Annotated in this window: 14 protein-coding genes and 1 pseudogene; 7 read left to right on the top strand and 8 right to left on the bottom strand. The window is 59.3% G+C overall.

Annotation, left to right across the window (positions count from 1 at the left end):
- Positions 1–8: 8 nt before the first annotated feature.
- Positions 9–2,279 carry an ATP-dependent Clp protease ATP-binding subunit ClpA gene (gene clpA, locus GHO03_RS08870; RefSeq protein WP_095003293.1) on the top strand — a complete coding sequence of 757 codons (2,271 nt, stop codon included), beginning with the start codon at positions 9–11 and terminating at the stop codon, positions 2,277–2,279.
- A 207-nt stretch (positions 2,280–2,486) separates the two neighbouring features.
- Here clpA and GHO03_RS08865 read toward each other — a convergent pair whose 3' ends face one another.
- From GHO03_RS08865 to aat, 6 genes are all read right to left on the bottom strand, one after another.
- Positions 2,487–4,115 (bottom strand): Na/Pi cotransporter family protein, encoded by a 1,629-nt coding sequence (locus GHO03_RS08865; protein WP_153399654.1) that lies wholly within the window; start codon positions 4,113–4,115, stop codon positions 2,487–2,489.
- 78 nt (positions 4,116–4,193) lie between these two features.
- Positions 4,194–6,908 carry a magnesium-translocating P-type ATPase gene (gene mgtA / locus GHO03_RS08860; RefSeq protein WP_133144936.1) on the bottom strand — a complete coding sequence of 905 codons (2,715 nt, stop codon included), beginning with the start codon at positions 6,906–6,908 and terminating at the stop codon, positions 4,194–4,196.
- 227 nt (positions 6,909–7,135) lie between these two features.
- On the bottom strand, positions 7,136–7,375 hold the full coding sequence (locus GHO03_RS08855) for a hypothetical protein (RefSeq protein ID WP_095003290.1): 240 nt from the start codon (positions 7,373–7,375) through the stop codon (positions 7,136–7,138).
- Positions 7,376–7,891: 516 nt separating this feature from the next.
- Positions 7,892–8,110 (bottom strand): translation initiation factor IF-1, encoded by a 219-nt coding sequence (gene infA, locus GHO03_RS08850; RefSeq protein ID WP_002553999.1) that lies wholly within the window; start codon positions 8,108–8,110, stop codon positions 7,892–7,894.
- Between the two features lie 98 nt (positions 8,111–8,208).
- Complete coding sequence (locus GHO03_RS08845; protein ID WP_095003289.1) at positions 8,209–8,916, bottom strand: arginyltransferase; 708 nt, start codon at positions 8,914–8,916, stop codon at positions 8,209–8,211.
- Between the two features lie 57 nt (positions 8,917–8,973).
- Positions 8,974–9,651: a leucyl/phenylalanyl-tRNA--protein transferase gene (gene aat, locus GHO03_RS08840; protein ID WP_095003288.1), complete on the bottom strand. Its 678-nt coding sequence runs from the start codon at positions 9,649–9,651 to the stop codon at positions 8,974–8,976.
- A 368-nt stretch (positions 9,652–10,019) separates the two neighbouring features.
- Between aat and ftsK the strand changes: the two genes are divergently transcribed.
- From ftsK to cysG, 6 genes are read left to right on the top strand one after another with little or no spacing between them, the layout of a single operon-like run.
- Positions 10,020–12,422: a DNA translocase FtsK gene (gene ftsK / locus GHO03_RS08835; RefSeq protein WP_095003287.1), complete on the top strand. Its 2,403-nt coding sequence runs from the start codon at positions 10,020–10,022 to the stop codon at positions 12,420–12,422.
- 38 nt (positions 12,423–12,460) lie between these two features.
- The gene (lolA, locus tag GHO03_RS08830; RefSeq protein WP_046809214.1) at positions 12,461–13,081 is read left to right on the top strand and encodes an outer membrane lipoprotein chaperone LolA; all 621 of its coding nucleotides are present in this window, start codon (positions 12,461–12,463) and stop codon (positions 13,079–13,081) included.
- Positions 13,082–13,109: 28 nt separating this feature from the next.
- Positions 13,110–14,435: a replication-associated recombination protein A gene (locus GHO03_RS08825; protein ID WP_095019126.1), complete on the top strand. Its 1,326-nt coding sequence runs from the start codon at positions 13,110–13,112 to the stop codon at positions 14,433–14,435.
- Positions 14,432–14,806, top strand: a complete 375-nt coding sequence (gene crcB, locus GHO03_RS08820; protein WP_095003285.1) for a fluoride efflux transporter CrcB — start codon at positions 14,432–14,434, stop codon at positions 14,804–14,806. The genes GHO03_RS08825 and crcB overlap by 4 nt, the downstream gene beginning before the upstream one ends.
- Before the next feature lie 16 nt (positions 14,807–14,822).
- On the top strand, positions 14,823–16,103 hold the full coding sequence (serS, locus tag GHO03_RS08815) for a serine--tRNA ligase (protein ID WP_095025109.1): 1,281 nt from the start codon (positions 14,823–14,825) through the stop codon (positions 16,101–16,103).
- Complete coding sequence (gene cysG / locus GHO03_RS08810) at positions 16,104–17,498, top strand: siroheme synthase CysG (RefSeq protein ID WP_133144938.1); 1,395 nt, start codon at positions 16,104–16,106, stop codon at positions 17,496–17,498. It begins immediately after the preceding gene.
- Between the two features lie 52 nt (positions 17,499–17,550).
- On the opposite strand, the gene GHO03_RS08805 is transcribed toward cysG, so the two are convergent.
- Positions 17,551–18,738 carry an osmoprotectant NAGGN system M42 family peptidase gene (locus GHO03_RS08805; RefSeq protein WP_095003282.1) on the bottom strand — a complete coding sequence of 396 codons (1,188 nt, stop codon included), beginning with the start codon at positions 18,736–18,738 and terminating at the stop codon, positions 17,551–17,553.
- A gap of 23 nt (positions 18,739–18,761) precedes the next feature.
- Positions 18,762–18,997, bottom strand: a pseudogene (locus GHO03_RS08800) (N-acetylglutaminylglutamine synthetase); the annotation flags it as partial.

Genomic DNA, 18,997 nt, shown 5'->3' with positions numbered 1-18,997 from the left:
GTGAAGCCATGTTAAATCGCGAGCTCGAAGTCACCCTCAATCTTGCCTTCAAGGAAGCCCGCTCCAAACGTCATGAATTCATGACGGTTGAGCACCTCCTTTTAGCGCTTCTGGATAATGAGGCGGCCGCAACCGTTCTACGCGCCTGTGGCGCAAACCTCGAAAAACTCAAGCATGACCTGCAAGAGTTTATTGATTCCACAACCCCCCTGATCCCCGTCCATGACGAAGACCGCGAAACGCAGCCAACCCTGGGTTTTCAGCGGGTCTTGCAGCGTGCCGTGTTCCACGTGCAGAGCTCCGGCAAGCGTGAAGTCACCGGCGCCAATGTGCTGGTAGCCATCTTCAGCGAACAGGAAAGCCAGGCCGTATTCCTGCTCAAGCAACAGAGCGTGGCGCGCATCGATGTGGTCAACTTTATTGCCCACGGCATCTCCAAGGTGCCCGGGCATGGCGAGCACAGCGACAGCGATCATGAGATGCAGGATGAAGAGGGCGGCGAATCGTCGTCTTCCAGCAATCCTCTGGACGCTTATGCCAGTAACCTGAATGAACTGGCCCGCCAGGGCCGGATCGATCCGCTGGTGGGTCGGGAAATGGAAGTTGAGCGTGTCGCCCAGATCCTGGCGCGTCGGCGCAAAAACAACCCGTTGCTGGTGGGTGAGGCAGGCGTGGGTAAAACCGCGATTGCCGAGGGTCTGGCCAAGCGCATCGTCGATAACCAGGTGCCTGACCTGCTGGCTAACAGCATCGTCTACTCCCTGGATCTCGGCGCCTTGCTGGCAGGTACCAAGTACCGTGGCGATTTCGAGAAGCGCTTCAAGGCGCTGCTGGGCGAGCTGAAGAAACGCCCGCAAGCGATCCTGTTTATCGACGAAATCCATACGATCATCGGTGCCGGTGCGGCTTCGGGCGGGGTGATGGATGCGTCCAACCTGCTCAAGCCGCTGCTGTCTTCGGGTGACATTCGCTGCATCGGTTCTACCACGTTCCAGGAATTTCGCGGGATCTTCGAAAAAGACCGCGCCCTGGCGCGCCGTTTCCAGAAAGTCGACGTATCCGAACCTTCGGTTGAAGATACCATCAGCATTCTGCGCGGGCTTAAAGGTCGTTTCGAGCAGCACCATGGCATCGAGTACAGCGATGAAGCCCTGCGCGCAGCGGCGGAGCTGGCCTCGCGCTATATCAATGACCGGCACATGCCCGACAAGGCCATTGACGTGATCGACGAGGCGGGTGCCTTCCAGCGTCTGCAACCGGTTGAAAGCCGGGTTAAACGCATTGAGGTCGCGCAGGTTGAAGATATCGTGGCGAAAATCGCCCGTATTCCGCCTAAACACGTCTCGGTCTCGGACAAGGAGCTGTTGCGCAACCTTGAACGCGACCTGCGCCTGACCGTGTTCGGCCAGGATGCGGCGATCGATTCGTTGTCCACGGCAATCAAGTTGTCCCGTGCGGGGCTCAAGTCGCCGGACAAACCGGTCGGTTCGTTCCTGTTCGCAGGGCCCACCGGTGTCGGTAAAACCGAGGCAGCACGCCAGTTGGCCAAAGCTTTGGGTATCGAGCTGATTCGCTTCGACATGTCCGAGTACATGGAGCGCCACACCGTATCGCGTCTGATCGGTGCGCCTCCGGGCTATGTCGGTTTCGATCAGGGCGGTTTGCTGACCGAGGCCATCACCAAGCAACCTCACTGCGTACTGCTGCTCGATGAAATCGAGAAGGCGCACCCTGAAGTCTTCAACCTGCTGCTGCAGGTCATGGACCACGGCACGCTGACCGACAACAACGGGCGCAAGGCGGACTTCCGCAACGTGATCGTCATCATGACCACCAACGCCGGTGCCGAAACCGCCTCTCGGGCTTCGATGGGCTTTGCCCATCAGGATCATGCTTCCGATGCCATGGAAGCGATCAAGAAGAGCTTCACCCCCGAGTTCCGTAACCGTCTGGACACCATTATCCAGTTTGGTCGCCTCAGCCATGAGGTTATCAAGCATGTGGTGGACAAGTTCCTTACCGAACTGCAGGCGCAGCTGGAAGACAAGCACGTGCAGCTCGAGGTGTCGGATGCGGCGCGTGGCTGGCTTGCAGCGGGTGGTTATGACGCGCTGATGGGGGCACGGCCGATGGCCCGTTTGATCCAGGACAAGATCAAGCGTCCGTTGGCTGAGGAGATTCTCTTTGGTGAACTGGCCGATCATGGCGGTGTGGTACACATCGACCTGGAAAACGGCGAGTTGACCTTCGAGTTTGAAACCGCAGTCGAAATGGCTTGATGTAACACCGTAGTGATAAAAGGCGCCTTCGGGCCAGTGACGATCAGTTGGGCGGGATGCAAAATCCCTGTGGGAGCGGGCTTGCTCGCGATTGGAACAGCGCGGTTTGATAGTTGAAACGCGTCGTCTGTATCGCGGGAAAACCCGCTCCCACAATGCCCATGACTGGTTTGCATTGGTGCTTGGGCGCATTTTTGCTGTCTGCGATCAAGCGGCCTGGGCCGACGCGGTATTGCGCTCCAGTACCGTATAGCCGAGTGCGGCAATATGATGATGGACGCGTCGGTAGTCGCGCAGCACCCGCTGGAAGATATCCCCGGATTCGGCCCAGGCCGTCTTGTCGTTCTGCAGCTTGCGAAAGTGCTCGCGGCTGGCGCTGGCTTCCAGCTTGCGCACGGTCTCCTTGTGGCCGATCAGAGCCTTGGCAGCGCTCACGTCCTCACGCAAAAACGCGGTAATGGCCAGGTTCAGGCTGTCCAGCAGGGCCAGGTGCATGGCCTGGATCTGGATCAGTTCGAATGAGGAAAAGCGTTCGCCACGGCGTGTGCGGCGAACAGCCAGTTGCGCGAGGTTGCCGAGGATGTCGCCGGCGTGCTCAAGGTTGATCACGAACATCAGCACTTCCTGGGCGCGATCGGCATCGTCATCGCTCAGGCCATCCTGGCCAATGTCTGCAAGATAGGCGCGGATCGCGGCACTTAGCAGGTCGATGGAGTGATCCAGTTGGCGCACCTTGTCCGCTGTGTCCGGATCGGGTTTCTCGAACAGCTGCAACACCTGGTTGAGCATCAGCGAGGTCATGTCCGCCAGGCGCAGGGCTTCGCGTACGGCATTGGACAGGCCGATATTGGCCACTTCAAGCCCGGCCTCGTCCAGGTATTGCGGCATGCCGGGGTCTGCCGGTGGCTCCTGCTGGGGAAACAGGTAAGTCAGCAGGCGTGCGCAAGGTTCGGTCAGGCCGATGAACACCACGGCCAGCAGCAGATTGAACGCGGTATGCAGGTAAACCACCCAATGTGCCAGGCCGATATCGCTGCGAGCCAGCAAGTTGGCTATCAGCGGCAGGCAGGGCAGCAGCGCCAGGGAGCCCAGCAGGCGCGCCAGCAAGTTGCCCATAGGCAGGCGTCGCGCCACTGGCGAACTGGCGCTCATCACGGAGGGCAAGGCGCCGCCGATATTGGCGCCTAGCATCAAGGCGATGGCGGTGGCGGGCGTCATCAGGCCAGCACCTGCCAGCGAGGCGATCAACAGCACCACCGCGACGCTGGAGTGGCAGATCCAGGTCAGCAGCACGGCAGCGACCACCGCAATGATCGCGTCGCCCTCCAGGCTCTGCATCACGGCGCGAAATACCGAGGTGGCTTCCATATGGCCCAGGGTGGCACTGAGCAGGCCCAAAGCCAGCAGCATCAGGCCCAGGCCAATCAGTGCGCAGCCCACGCTTTCATGGCGCGAATCATCGCGCAGGCGAAAGACGATATAACCTGTCAGCAAAATCACCGGCATTGCCAGCGATGTATCAAAACTCAGCAGTTGTACCACCAGGGTCGAGCCGATATTGGCCCCCAGCATCACGGCCAGGGCGGGCGCCAGGCCCAGGGTGCCGGCTGCGGTAAAGGACGTGGCCATGAGGCTGACCGCCGTACTGCTTTGCAGTACGCCGGTAATGCCGATGCCGCTCATCAGTGCCATCCAGCGGTTATTCAGATTGCGCCCCATCCAGTTGCGCAGCTGGGTGCCAAACCCGCGCAGCAGGGCCGTGGAAATCATATGGGTGCCCCACAGCAAAAGTGCGATGGCGCCCGCGAGGTTGAGTAACAGAGTGGTTCCCGACATGAGGAATCTCCACAGAACACGCATTCATTTTTTGCGCGCGGGCTGGCGCGGTGTGGCGCCGGCCCGCGTTGTTTCAACTCAGTACCACTGCTTGAAACGGCGGATGTAGATCGTTTTCATCAGTTGCGCGACACAGCAATAGCTGAACAGGGTGGCCACCAGCCAAGGGAAATACGACAACGGCAGTGGTTCCAGGCCCACCATGGTGCCCAGGGGCGAGAACGGTACGTAGATACCCAGCACGATCACGATGAGGGTCATCATGATCACCGGCCATGCTGCAGTGCTCTGGAAGAACGGAATCTTGCGCGTGCGCAGCATGTGCACCACCAGGGTTTGTGACAGCAGTCCCTCAATAAACCAGCCGGACTGGAACAGGGTCTGCATTTCCACGCTGTTGGCCGAGAACACGTACCACATCAGGGCGAAGGTAGTGATGTCGAAGATCGACGACGTTGGCCCGATCCAGATCATGAAGCGGCCGATGTTCTTGGCGTCCCACTTGCGCGGTTTTTGCAGGTATTCCCTGTCCATCTTGTCCCACGGCAAGGCCAGCTGGGAGATGTCGTACATCAGGTTTTGCAGTAGCAGGTGGATCGACAGCATTGGCAGAAAAGGGATGAAGGCGCTGGCTACCAATACCGAGAACACGTTGCCGAAGTTGGAGCTGGCGGTCATGTTCAGGTACTTCATGATATTGCCGAAGGTCTCGCGCCCCTTGAGTACGCCTTCTTCGAGCACCATCAGGCTCTTTTCCAGGAGGATGATGTCAGCCGACTCCTTGGCGATATCCGTGCCGCTGTCTACCGAAATGCCTACGTCGGCATCGCGCAGGGCTGGCGCGTCATTGATACCGTCACCGAGAAAACCGACGGTATGGCCATTGGCTTGCAGCGCTTTCAGCACCCGGGACTTCTGCAGCGGGGTGAGCTTGGCAAACACCGTGCGCTGCTCAACCTCCAGTTGCAGTGCGGCGTCGTCCATTGTTTCGATTTGTGGCCCAAGCAGTGGCGTGCCTGGCTCCAGGCCCACCTGCCGGCAGATTTTGCCGGTGACTACAGCGTTGTCGCCGGTCAGCACCTTGATCGCTACGCCGATTTCTTGCAGGGCTGCAATCGCCGGCCCGGCAGTTTCCTTTGGTGGATCGAGGAAGGTGAGCATGCCGCGGATGACCAGGTCGCGCTCGTCTGCGGTGTTGTACTGCTTGTGCGCCTGTGCCTTGGGGATTTCGCGGGTGGCGACCAGCAGTACGCGGAAGCCGTCCTTGTTGTACTCGTTGGCCAGGGCCAGCAGTTGCTCGCGGCGTGTGGGGTCCAGAACCACGCGGGTGTCGCCTTCCATGACATGGGTGGCGATGCCGAGCATTTCTTCGACTGCGCCCTTGCACACCAGCAGGTGGTCGCCACGGTTGTCCTTGACGATGATCGACAGGCGCCGCCGTACGAAGTCAAAGGGCAGTTCATCGACCTTGCTGTAGTTGTGCGGCGCGTTGAATTTTGGGTCCTGCAGGGCAAACTGCACCACGGCCTGATCCATCAGGTTGCGGATGCCGCTTTGGTGATGGCTGTTGAGCCAGGCCAGGGCCAGTACCGACTCATCGCGCTGGCCACTGGCGTCGATGTGATGCTCGAGGATGATGTGATCCTGGGTCAGGGTGCCGGTCTTGTCGGTACACAGCACGTCCATCGAGCCCAGGTTCTGGATGGCATTGAGGCGTTTGACCACCACCTTGCGTTTGGCCATGGCCGTTGCGCCCTTGGCCAGGTTGGCGCTGACAATCATTGGCAGCATTTCCGGGGTCAGGCCCACGGCCACTGCCAGGGCAAACAGGAAGGCATCGCCCCAGTCGCCCTTGGAGAAACCATTGAGGAAAAACACAATGGGCACCATAACCAGCATAAAGCGGATCAACAGCCAGCTGACGCTGTTGACTCCGCGATCGAACGCGGTTTGCGTGCGCGAGCCGACGATGGCCTTGGCCAGCGAGCCAAAGTAGGTGCGCGGGCCGGTGGCCACGACTACGGCGCGAGCAGTGCCACTGACCACGTTGGTGCCCATAAAGCAGATATTGGGCAGATCCAGCAGGTTGCTCTGGTCGGCGGCGGTGCTGGAGGCGGACTTTTGTGTCACATCGCCCAGGGTGTCGTACTTCTCCACCGGCAAGGCTTCGCCGGTGAGCACGGCCTGGCTGATAAACAGATCGCGGGACTCGATCAGGCGAATATCCGCCGGGATCATATCGCCGGCCGACAGCTGCACGATATCGCCGGCCACCAGTTCGCGCATCGGTACTTCGTGCACCGAGGTGCGGGTACCGCTGTTGTCGCGCCGCACCACGGTCGCGGTGGTGCGGACCATGGCCTTGAGGGCTTCGGCGGACTTGGCCGAGCGGTGCTCCTGCCAGAACCGCAGCAGGCTGCTGAGGCCAACCATCAGGCCAATGATGATGACTTTGGTCAGGTCGCCTTCTTCGCCATCGCGTTCTGGCAGCCAGTAGTCAGTGACAAAGCTGATCACGCCCAGGGTCAGCAGCACATAGATAAAAGGGTTGTGCAGGGCCAGCAGAAACTGCACCAGTGCGTGAGGCGGCTTGTCGTGAGCCACTTCGTTGTAGCCATCGCTTTGCAGGCGTTCAGTGGCTTCCTGCTCGGTCAGGCCTGCGGTAGTGGCGCGTACATTGGCCAGGGTGGCTGAAAGGCCGTTTTGTGCTTCCCTAGCGGCACGCATGGACAGTTTATTGCTGTCGCTGGCGCTGTTCTTGTCCCGAACTTTAGTATTTTTTACGGCGCTCATGATGAGTACTCCTGTCGCCAACTCTTGACCGGGCATATATTGAATGGCCTTTTAACAGGCGTGCCAATGTATGCCGAGTCGCAAACTTCGCAATCGGTTTAATTGAAGTGTTAAGTGCGCTTTAAAGTCCCGCTGCTGCGAAGTAATTAATACGCGGGCAGCGGGTGACTACTGGCTTCTTCCATAAGGAACTCCAGTGGGTTGGCAGGGTTTTAATTAATTATGAATCAGCGCAAGAACCGACTCTGCGGGTCCTGGGTGTCGGCCATGCTCCAGCGCTGCTCCAGTTGGCCTGTGGCAGGGCTGACGCGCCAATGCACCTGGCGGTGCGCAGGTTTTGCGTCGGCAACGGATGTGGAAAAGGGTGAGCGGGTCGAGCGGGCCAGGGTGGGCTCGCGTGAAAGTTTCACGCGCATGCTTGAGGCAAAGGCTTGAACGCCGGGTAGTACATGGGTTTTAAAGGTCATAACACACCTCGTGACCGGACTGTCGCCGGTGAGGTCGTTACGATGGAGCGTCAGGCTCTAGCGCAGTTGACCCCGCCGTGCAGGCGAGTCCTGTCAATGTCTGGATTTAGCGCCCGGATCGCCGTAGTGACGGTGACCGGACAGCGACTAGATACTGTGTCCATTGGCTTCTTTTGTGAAGTTTATAGGCGGCCTGAATGACCGGCCTGTGCAATCTACTCAGGCCGCGGGTGCAAGTCAATGTTTAAACCCGGCAAGTGTGGCTGGTACAGCCAGGGTTCAGGAAGTTTGGAAGTTAGGTTTGGGTATATAGCTAATAAGACAAAACAGTTACAGGAGTTCAAACTTTATATGTTGAGCCCTGATTGTGGGAGCGAGCCTGCTCGCGAAGGGATCACTGCGGTTTGCCCGAAAAATTGCGTCGTTTGCTTCGCGAGCAGGCTTGCTCCCACGGCAGGCTCAAATCGCAGACAAACAAAAACGCCCGGCAGAGCCGGGCGTTTTGTATTGACTTGCTTAGCGAGCGCGGTAAGTGATGCGCCCTTTGCTCAAGTCATAGGGCGTCAGCTCGACGCGCACTTTGTCACCGGTAAGAATACGAATGTAGTTCTTGCGCATCTTGCCGGAGATATGCGCGGTTACGACGTGCCCATTTTCCAACTCCACACGAAACATGGTGTTGGGCAGGGTGTCGACGACAGTGCCTTCCATTTCGAAGCTGTCTTCTTTCGACATGCAGTAAAGCCCTCGGTGTCCAATGAATGGCCCGGTGCAACTGCGCCAGGCAAAAGCGGCGTGCATTGTGCCCGAAAAATGGGGGTTAAGCCAAGGGTTCAATCAAGAGAGCTCCATCTCTGATTGATTAAGAGCTCAATGGGCCGATATTCGGTCTTGTAATTCATCTTCTTGCAGTTCTTGATCCAGTACCCCAGATACAGCGCATCCAGCTCCAGGCGGCGCGCTTCGGCGATTTGCCAGAGGATTGCATAGCGCCCCAGGCTGCGCCGCTCTTCGTCGGGATCGTAGAAGGTGTAGACCGCCGACAGGCCATTGGGCAGCACGTCCGTGACGGCGACCGCCAATAAACGGCCATCAAGGCGGAATTCGTAAAACCTGGAAAACGCCAGGTCGCGCACCAGGAAGGTCGAAAATTGATCGCGACTGGGCGGGTACATATCGCCATCGGCATGGCGCTGCTCGATATAGCGCTGGTAAAGATCAAAGTTCTCTTCACTGAACGCCGGTTTTACCGCCTCTACCTGCAAGTCGGCATTGCGCTTGAAAATGCGTTTTTGCTGGCGGTTGGGCAGGAAGCGGGCAACAGGGATGCGCGCCGGGGTGCAGGCATCGCACTTCAGGCAATGCGGGCGATAAAGATGGTCGCCACTGCGCCGGAAACCCATCTCGGACAAATCGGCATAAACCTGCACATCCATCGGCTGGCTGGGGTCGAGGAACAGCGTGGTGGCCTGTTCGCCAGGCAAGTAGCTGCATGCGTGAGGTTGAGTGGCATAAAACTTCAAGCGCGCCAACTCGGTCATGATGAACCCTCGGAAAATCTTTAAATTAAGTGTAAGCCAGCGCGCAAAAGTCGCCTACTAAACCCACTGCGCAGTTGTGGGAAGATCCAGATGTTTTTGCAAATACTCAGCAAATATCTGGCGCGGGATTGAACGCGCTCCTAGGCTTTGCAGGTGATCTGTGGGCATCTGGCAGTCAATCAGCACAAACCCCCAGGCCTGCAGCTGTCTGACCAGCGTGGCGAAGCCGAACTTTGAGGCGTTGTCGGCACGGCTGAACATGGACTCGCCAAAAAACAACTGGCCCATGGCCAGGCCATACAATCCGCCCACCAGCTCACCGTTGTCCCAGACTTCCACCGAATGGGCATGGCCGCGGGCATGCAGTTCGATATAGGCGTTTTGCATGTCGTCGGTAATCCAGGTGCCATCCGCATAGTCTCGTGGAGCGGCACAGGCCTGGATCACGGCTGCGAAGTCGCGGTCAAAACTCACCTGGTAGCGTTGCTTGCGCAGCAGTTTGCCCAAACTGCGGGAGATATGCAGCTCTTCGGGAAACAGCACCGTGCGCGGATCAGGCGACCACCACAGGATTGGCTGGCCCTCGCTGAACCACGGAAAACAGCCATGGCGATAGGCCTGGATCAGCCGGTCGGCGGACAGGTCACCGCCAGCGGCCAGCAGGCCATTGGGTTCGCGCATGGCGTTGGCCAGTGGCGGAAATGTCAGGGTGTCGCGTTTTAACCAGGTCAGCATGGCATTGAGTCTTGCACAAGAAGGGGAGGGCGGCTGCAACTCTGTCACGCAAGTGCGGTCTCAGTCGATCTGCCAGTTAATTACAAGCTGTGTTTTGGTGGTGGTATAAGTCTTTGTCACAAAAGGTAATACATGCTCAAATTGGCGCTTCCCGGCGAGTTATGGCCAGCATGGCATCAGCGGCTCAAACCCGTACAATGGCCTGCCTGTATGAGCTGATCTAAACTGCTCCACGTTGCAGCACGCAATAATAAGGGCAGGGCTCATTTCAAGTCCGAACTTGTCGTCTGCTCGCTATGAGCAGTATTTTGCAGTCACATTAGTCAATTAATAGTTGGGCGCGCCACAGGCGCAGGAAAAGACCCGTTTTGAAGAAATCCACAGCAGCACCCAAAGCAGTTCCTCTCTGGCGTCAGCAATTGCACTACCGGCTCAAGGAAGGTGCATTGATCGCTATCGGCGCCCTGTGCCTGTTCCTGATGATGGCCCTGCTGACCTATGGCAAGGATGACCCCGGCTGGAGCCATAACAGCCGGGTTGTCGATGTACAGAACTTCGGCGGGCCAGCCGGCTCCTACAGTGCCGACATCCTGTTTATGGTGCTGGGTTACTTTGCCTATATTTTTCCGCTGCTGCTGGCGGTCAAGGCCTACCAGATCTTCCGCGAGCGGCATCAGCCCTGGCAGTGGAGCGGCTGGCTGTTTTCGTGGCGGCTGGTCGGCCTGATTTTTCTGGTGCTCTCCGGTGCGGCGCTGGCCCATATCCATTTTCACTCTGCCTCGGGTCTGCCTGCGGGGGCGGGCGGTGCGCTGGGCGAAAGCCTGGGCGACCTGGCCAGGAATGCACTGAATATCCAGGGCAGTACCCTGCTATTGATTGCCTTGTTCCTGTTTGGCCTGACGGTGTTTACCGACCTGTCATGGTTCAAGGTCATGGACGTGACGGGCAAGATCACCCTCGACCTGTTCGAGCTGATCCAGGGCGCAGCCAACCGTTGGTGGGCCGAACGTAACGAGCGTAAGCAACTGCAGGCCAAGCTGCGCGAAGTGGATGCCCGGGTCAATGAAGTGGTCGCGCCAAGCGTTTCCGACAAGCGTGAGCAGGCCAAGGCCAAAGAGCGTCTGATCGAGCGCGAGCAGGCGTTGAGCAAGCACATGTCCGAGCGTGAAAAACACGTGCCGGCAGTGATTGCCCCGGCACCGCCCAAGGCGCCCGAGCCGAGCAAGCGCGTGCAAAAAGAGAAACAGGCGCCGTTGTTTGTGGACAGCGCGGTTGAAGGTACCTTGCCGCCGATCTCGATTCTGGATCCGGCCGAGAAAAAACAGCTCAATTATTCCCCCGAATCCCTGGCGGCCGTTGGCCACTTGCTGGAAATCAAGCTCAAGGAATTCGGCGTCGAAGTGACGGTGGATTCCATCCACCCGGGCCCGGTGATTACCCGTTACGAAATTCAACCTGCTGCTGGCGTAAAGGTCAGCCGCATTGCCAACCTGGCCAAGGACCTCGCGCGCTCGCTGGCCGTGACCAGTGTGCGGGTGGTTGAGGTCATTCCTGGCAAAACCACCGTCGGTATCGAGATTCCCAACGAAGACCGCCAGATCGTGCGCTTCTCCGAAGTGTTGTCGACCCCTGAGTACGATAACGCCAAGTCGCCGGTAGCTCTGGCCCTGGGCCATGACATTGGTGGGCGGCCAGTGATCACCGACCTGGCGAAAATGCCGCACTTGCTGGTAGCCGGTACTACCGGTTCTGGTAAGTCTGTAGGCGTTAACGCCATGATCCTGTCGATCCTGTTCAAGTCTGGCCCGGAAGACGCCAAGCTGATCATGATCGACCCGAAAATGCTTGAATTGTCGATCTACGAAGGCATCCCGCACCTGCTGTGCCCGGTTGTAACGGACATGAAGGACGCCGCCAACGCCCTGCGCTGGAGCGTTGCCGAGATGGAGCGCCGCTATAAGCTGATGGCCAAAATGGGCGTGCGTAACCTCGCCGGCTTCAACCAGAAGGTCAAGGACGCCCAGGATGCCGGCGAGCCACTTGTCGATCCGCTGTACAAGCGCGAAAGCATTCACGACGAAGCGCCGCTGCTGGTGAAGTTGCCGACCATCGTGGTAGTGGTCGACGAATTTGCCGACATGATGATGATCGTCGGCAAGAAAGTTGAAGAATTGATCGCCCGTATTGCCCAGAAGGCTCGGGCTGCGGGCATCCACTTGATCCTCGCGACCCAGCGCCCGTCGGTGGACGTGATTACCGGCCTGATCAAGGCCAACATCCCGACCCGCATGGCGTTCCAGGTATCGAGCAAGATCGACTCGCGTACCATCATCGATCAGGGTGGCGCCGAGCAACTGCTGGGTCACGGTGACATGCTCTATATGCCGCCAGGTACCAGCTTGCCGATCCGGGTTCATGGCGCGTTTGTGTCCGACGATGAAGTTCACCGCGTGGTTGAAGCCTGGAAGCTGCGCGGCGCTCCGGACTACAACGAAGATATCCTCAACGGTGTTGAAGAGGCGGGCAGCGGCTTTGAAGGCGGTGGCAGCGAAGGTGGGGACGACCCTGAAACGGATGCCTTGTATGACGAAGCCGTACAGTTTGTACTGGAAAGCCGTCGTGCCTCCATTTCTGCTGTACAACGCAAATTGAAGATCGGTTACAACCGCGCTGCGCGAATGATTGAATCCATGGAAATGGCCGGGGTCGTAACCTCTATGAACACTAATGGCTCGCGCGAAGTACTGGCGCCGGCCCCGATGCGCGATTGATCAGCCCCAGGGCTTCTAACTAATCAATGAGGATGTCCATGCGTTTTGTCAGCATGCTGTTGCTACCGGTACTGGCCTTTTCCTCGCTGTCGGCCCATGCCGACGCCGAGAGTGTGAAGCGTCTTGGCCAACTGTTGGGCTCTGATACCATCACGGCCCGTTTTTCCCAGCTGACTCTCGACGGCAGTGGCACCCAGTTGCAGGAAACTGCCGGCGAAATGTCGGTAAAGCGTCCTGGGCTGTTCTACTGGCACACCGATGCTCCTCAGGAGCAACTGATGGTCTCCGATGGCCAGAAAGTCTCGCTGTGGGACCCGGACCTGGAGCAGGTCACGATCAAGAAGCTCGATCAGCGCCTGACCCAGACCCCGGCCTTGTTGCTGTCCGGTGATGTATCAAAAATCAGTGAAAGTTTTGACATCACCTCCAAACAGGCCGGTGATGTAATGGACTTCACCCTCAAGCCCAAGACCAAGGACACCTTGTTCGACTCCCTGCGCCTGTCGTTTCGCGGTGGCAAGATCAACGACATGCAGTTGATCGACAGCGTGGGTCAGCGCACCAACATCCTGTTCACCGGGGTAAAGGTCAACGAGCCGATCCCGGCTTCCAAGTTCAAGTTCGATATCCCGAAAGGGGCTGATGTTATCCAGGAATAAGCCCTGGAAGAGGTTTCAAACGCTGCCCATGGATCTGTTTCGAAGTGCCCCGATAGCCCAGCCACTGGCTGCCCGTTTGCGTGCGGCCAACCTGGACGAGTATGTCGGCCAGCAGCACCTGCTCGCCCGCGGCAAGCCCTTGCGTGAGGCACTGGAGCAGGGTGCACTGCATTCGATGATCTTCTGGGGCCCGCCGGGCGTGGGCAAGACCACCCTGGCGCGGCTGCTGGCGGAAGTCTCGGATGCCCACTTTGAAACGGTCTCGGCGGTCCTGGCCGGGGTCAAGGAGATTCGCCAGGCCGTCGAAATCGCCAAGCAGCAGGCGGGCCAGTACGGCCGGCGCACCATCCTGTTTGTCGACGAAGTGCATCGCTTCAACAAGTCGCAGCAAGATGCCTTTTTGCCCTACGTCGAAGATGGCACCCTGATCTTTATCGGTGCCACCACGGAAAACCCCTCGTTCGAACTGAACAACGCCTTGCTCTCGCGGGCGCGGGTCTATGTGCTCAAAAGCCTGGACGAAGCGGCGCTACGCAAGCTGGTGCAGCGTGCGCTGACCGAGGACAAGGGCCTGGGCAAGCGCGGTCTGACCCTTGGCGAAGAAAGCTTTCAGATTTTGCTGCGGGCGACTGACGGCGATGGCCGGCGCATGCTCAATCTGCTGGAAAACGCTTCGGACCTCGCCGAAGACCACAGCGAAATCGGCACCGAGCTGCTGCACAACCTGCTGGGCGATACCCAGCGTCGTTTCGACAAAGGCGGCGAAGCCTTTTATGACCAGATCTCTGCCTTGCACAAGTCGGTGCGCGGCTCGAATCCTGACGGTGCCCTGTACTGGTTTGCACGCATGATCGACGGCGGCTGCGATCCGCTTTACATCGCCCGGCGCGTGGTACGCATGGCCAGTGAGGATATCGGCAACGCCGACCCGCGAGCTCTGAGCCTGTGCCTGTCGGCCTGGGATGTGCAAGAGCGGCTCGGCAGCCCGGAAGGCGAACTGGCAGTGGCCCAGGCCATCACTTACCTGGCCTGCGCACCGAAAAGCAACGCGGTGTACATGGGTTTCAAGGCCGCACTGCGCAGCGCGGCAGAACACGGCTCGCTGGAAGTGCCGCTGCATTTACGCAATGCGCCGACCAAGCTGATGAAGCAACTGGGTTATGGCGACGAGTATCGCTATGCCCATGACGAGCCTGACGCGTACGCGGCCGGGGAAGACTATTACCCGGACGAACTTGAACCCTTGAACCTGTATCAGCCGGTGCCACGGGGCCTTGAGCTCAAAATCGGCGAAAAGTTGAAATACCTCGCCGCACTGGACCGGGCCAGCCCCAAACAGCGGAGAAAACCGTGATTCCATTGATTGCAGCGGTCTCGGTGGGTGGCATTGCAGGTACATTGTTGCGCTTCGCTACGGGTAACTGGATCAACGCCAATTGGCCGCGGCACTTTTATACCGCGACATTGGCCGTTAATATCGTGGGCTGCCTGCTGATTGGCGTCCTGTACGGACTTTTTCTGATACGCCCGGAAGTACCGATTGAAGTCCGCGCCGGGCTGATGGTCGGTTTCCTGGGTGGCTTGACCACTTTTTCATCCTTTTCACTGGATACGGTGCGCCTGCTGGAAAGCGGGCAGGTGCCACTGGCATTGGGCTATGCGGCCCTCAGCGTATTCGGCGGGCTGCTCGCAACCTGGGCTGGCCTGTCCTTGACCAAACTTTGATAAACGAGAAACCGACATGCTTGATTCCAAACTGTTACGTAGCAACCTGCAGGACGTAGCGGATCGCCTGGCATCCCGTGGCTTCAAGCTGGACGTGGCGCGCATTGACGCGCTGGAAGCCAAGCGTAAAGAAGTCCAGACCCTGACCGAGAAGCTGCAGGCCGAGCGCAATGCCATCTCCAAAAGCATTGGCCAGGCCAAGGCTCGCGGCGAAGACATCGCGCCACTGATGGCCAGCGTCGAGACCATGGGCAGCGACCTGGCCAATGGCAAGGTTGAACTGGAAGCCATCCAGACTGAACTGGACGCGATCCTGCTGGGCCTGCCCAACCTGCCGGATGCGTCCGTGCCGGTAGGCGCTGACGAAGACGACAATGTCGAAATCCGTCGCTGGGGCACCCCGACTGTTTTTGATTTCGAAATCAAGGACCACGTCGCCCTGGGCGAGCAGCACGGCTGGCTGGACTTTGAAACCGCCGCCAAACTGTCCGGTGCCCGTTTTGCCTTGCTGCGCGGCCCGATTGCCCGTCTGCATCGTGCTCTGGCACAGTTCATGATCAACCTGCACACCGGTGAGCATGGCTACGAAGAGGCCTACACGCCTTATCTGGTACAGGCCCCGGCGCTGCAAGGCACTGGCCAGTTGCCAAAGTTCGAAGAAGAACTGTTCAAGATCAGCCGTGAAGGCGAAGCCGATTTCTACCTGATCCCGACCGCTGAGGTCACCCTGACCAATATCGTTGCCGGCGAAATCGTTGAACACAAGGCCCTGCCGATCAAGCTGGTGGCGCACACGCCGTGCTTCCGCAGCGAGGCCGGTGCATCGGGGCGCGATACCCGCGGTATGATACGTCAGCACCAGTTCGACAAGGTCGAGATGGTCCAGATCGTTGAGCCGTCCACCTCGATGGACGCCCTTGAAGGCCTGGTCGGCAATGCCGAGAAGGTTCTGCAACTGCTGCAACTGCCTTACCGCACCCTGGCGCTGTGCACCGGTGACATGGGTTTCAGCGCAGTTAAAACCTACGATCTGGAAGTGTGGGTCCCGAGCCAGGACAAGTACCGCGAAATTTCGTCGTGCTCCAACTGCGGTGATTTCCAGGCCCGTCGCATGCAAGCGCGTTTCCGTAACCCGGAAACCGGCAAGCCGGAACTGGTACACACCCTTAACGGTTCCGGTCTGGCGGTAGGCCGCACCCTGGTCGCCGTGCTGGAAAACTACCAGCAGGCTGACGGTTCGATCCGTGTGCCGGACGTGCTCAAGCCTTACATGGGCGGTATTGAGGTCATCGGCTAAATGGAGTTTCTGCCGCTGTTTCATAACCTGCGTGGCAGCCGTGTACTGGTGGTTGGCGGTGGGGAGATTGCCTTGCGCAAATCCCGCCTGCTGGCCGATGCCGGTGCCGTGCTGCGGGTGGTCGCACCCGCCATGGAGCCACAGTTGTGCGAGTTGATAAACAGCAGCGGTGGCGAACAGGTGCTGCGCGGATATGCCGAGGCCGACCTTGAAGGGTGCGTCCTAATCATCGCCGCCACCGACGATGAGCCACTTAACGCTCAGGTTTCCGCCGACGCCCATCGCCGTTGCGTACCGGTCAACGTGGTCGACGCGCCCGCCTTGTGCAGCGTGATCTTCCCGGCGATTGTCGACCGTTCGCCGCTGGTAATTGCCATTTCAAGTGGTGGTGATGCGCCCGTGCTGGCGCGGTTGATCCGGGCCAAGATCGAAACCTGGATTCCGTCGACCTACGGCCAGTTGGCGGGCCTTGCGGCGCGCTTCCGTAGCCGGGTCAAAGGCTTGTTTCCGGATGTGCAGCAGCGTCGCGGGTTTTGGGAAGATGTGTTCCAGGGCCCGATTGCCGATCGTTTGCTGGCCGGGCAGGGCGCTGAAGCCGAGCGCTTGCTGCTGGCCAAGATTGAAGGTCAGGCCGCCGAAACCACCGGTGAGGTGTATCTGGTGGGTGCCGGGCCGGGTGATCCCGATCTGCTGACCTTCCGTGCATTGCGCCTGATGCAACAGGCAGACGTGGTGCTCTACGACCGTCTGGTGGCTCCGGCGATTCTTGAACTGTGCCGTCGCGACGCCGAACGTATTTATGTGGGCAAGCGTCGCGCTGACCATGCGGTGCCACAAGACCAGATCAACCAGCAACTGGTCGACCTGGCCAAGCAGGGCAAGCGCGTGGTGCGGCTCAAAGGTGGCGATCCGTTCATCTTTGGCCGTGGCGGTGAAGAAATCGAAGAGCTGGCCGCCCACGGGATTCCGTTCCAGGTGGTGCCGGGTATTACCGCCGCCAGTGGTTGCGCGGCGTATGCCGGTATTCCGTTGACCCATCGCGACTACGCGCAGTCTGTGCGCTTTGTTACCGGCCACCTGAAAGACGGCACCAGCAACCTGCCCTGGAGCGACCTGGTTGCTCCGGCGCAAACCCTGGTGTTCTACATGGGCCTGGTGGGCTTGCCGATCATCTGTGAGCAGTTGATCAAGCATGGTCGTTCGGCAGATACCCCGGCTGCGTTGATTCAGCAGGGCACTACGTCCAACCAGCGCGTGTTTACCGGTACCCTGGCCGACTTGCCGACATTGGTGGCGGAGCATGAAGTGCATGCGCCTACGCTGGTGATCGTGGGCGAAGTGGTTTTGCTGCGTGAGAAACTGGCATGGTTTGAAGGGGCTCAGGCTCAGGTCTGACGTCTGCCCTCACCCCAACCCTCTCCCTCTGGGAGAGGGTTGGGGCTTTGCTTCAGCTCCGATTTTCCCCCACCAGACTCTCTACCGACGGCACTCGCGTATCGCTTTCCATCTGCGCATCATGTTCGATCTGATGGCTGAAGCGGTCCAGTGAGCCCTGCGCCGGCTGGGCATCGCTGGCAAACACCGGCGGGCTGAGGATGTAGGCACCCAGCAAACGACTCAACGCCGCCAGGCTATCAATATGGGTGCGCTCATACCCGTGGGTGGCATCACAGCCAAACGCCAGTAACGCACAGCGAATATCATGCCCCGCCGTCACGGCCGAATGAGCATCGCTGAAGTAATAACGGAACATGTCCCGGCGCACCGGCAACTCATTGTCACTGGCCAGCCCCAGCAAATGCCGCGACAGGTGATAGTCATAGGGGCCGCCCGAATCCTGCATCGCCACACTGACCGCATGCTCGCTGGAATGTTGGCCCGGAGCCACCGGAGCAATATCAATCCCGACAAACTCGCTCACATCCCACGGCAAGGCCGCTGCCGCACCATTGCCGATTTCTTCGGTGATGGTAAACAGCGGATGACAGTCGATAAGGGGCTGTTCGCCACTGTCGACAATGGCTTTCAGGGCGGCGAGCAGGGCCGCCACACCCGCCTTGTCATCCAGATGCCGCGCACTGATATGGCCACTTTCGGTAAATTCCGGCAGTGGGTCGAACGCTACGAAGTCACCGATATTGACCCCCAGGGAATCGCAATCCGCGCGGGTGGCGCAGTAGGCATCCAGGCGCAACTCGATATGGTCCCAACTGATCGGCAGTTCATCCACGCCGGTATTGAAGGCGTGGCCAGAAGCCATTAATGGCAGGACGCTGCCACGGATCACGCCGTTGTCGGTAAACAGGCTGACGCGGCTGCCTTCGGCAAACCGGCTCGACCAGCAACCAACAGGTGCCAGCACCAGCCGGCCGTTGTCCTTGATCGCCCGCACGCTGGCGCCAATCGTATCCAGATGCGCGGACACGGCGCGGTCCGGGCTGTTTTTCTGGCCCTTGAGGGTGGCGCGCAAAGTGCCGCGGCGGGTCAGTTCAAAAGGGATCCCCAATTCGTCGAGGCGTTCGGCGACATAGCGCACGATGGTGTCGGTAAAACCGGTGGGGCTGGGAATGGCGAGCATTTCCAGCAATACCCGTTGCAGGTAGTCGAGGTCGGGTTCAGGGAGGCTGCGGTTCATAAAAACTCCTGAGGGCCGGTCAGCTATTGAGCAGGCTGACTGTGGGGAAACAACAGATCGATAAAGCGCTCGGCGGTGGGCTGTGGTTCATGGTTGGCCAGCCCGGCGCGTTCGTTGGCTTCAATAAATACATAGTCGGGTTGGTCGGCGGCGGGCACCATCAGGTCGAGCCCCACCACCGGAATATCCAGGGCCCGGGCTGCGCGAATGGCGGCGTCGGCCAGCACCGGGTGCAGCACGGCGGTGACGTCTTCCAGGC

Origin of the sequence: Pseudomonas sp. FSL R10-1339 (assembly GCF_009600545.1) — a bacterium.
GTDB lineage: Bacteria > Pseudomonadota > Gammaproteobacteria > Pseudomonadales > Pseudomonadaceae > Aquipseudomonas > Aquipseudomonas bubulae.
Note: the sequence above shows the minus strand (reverse complement) of the source record. Positions and strands in the feature narration are given on the sequence as shown.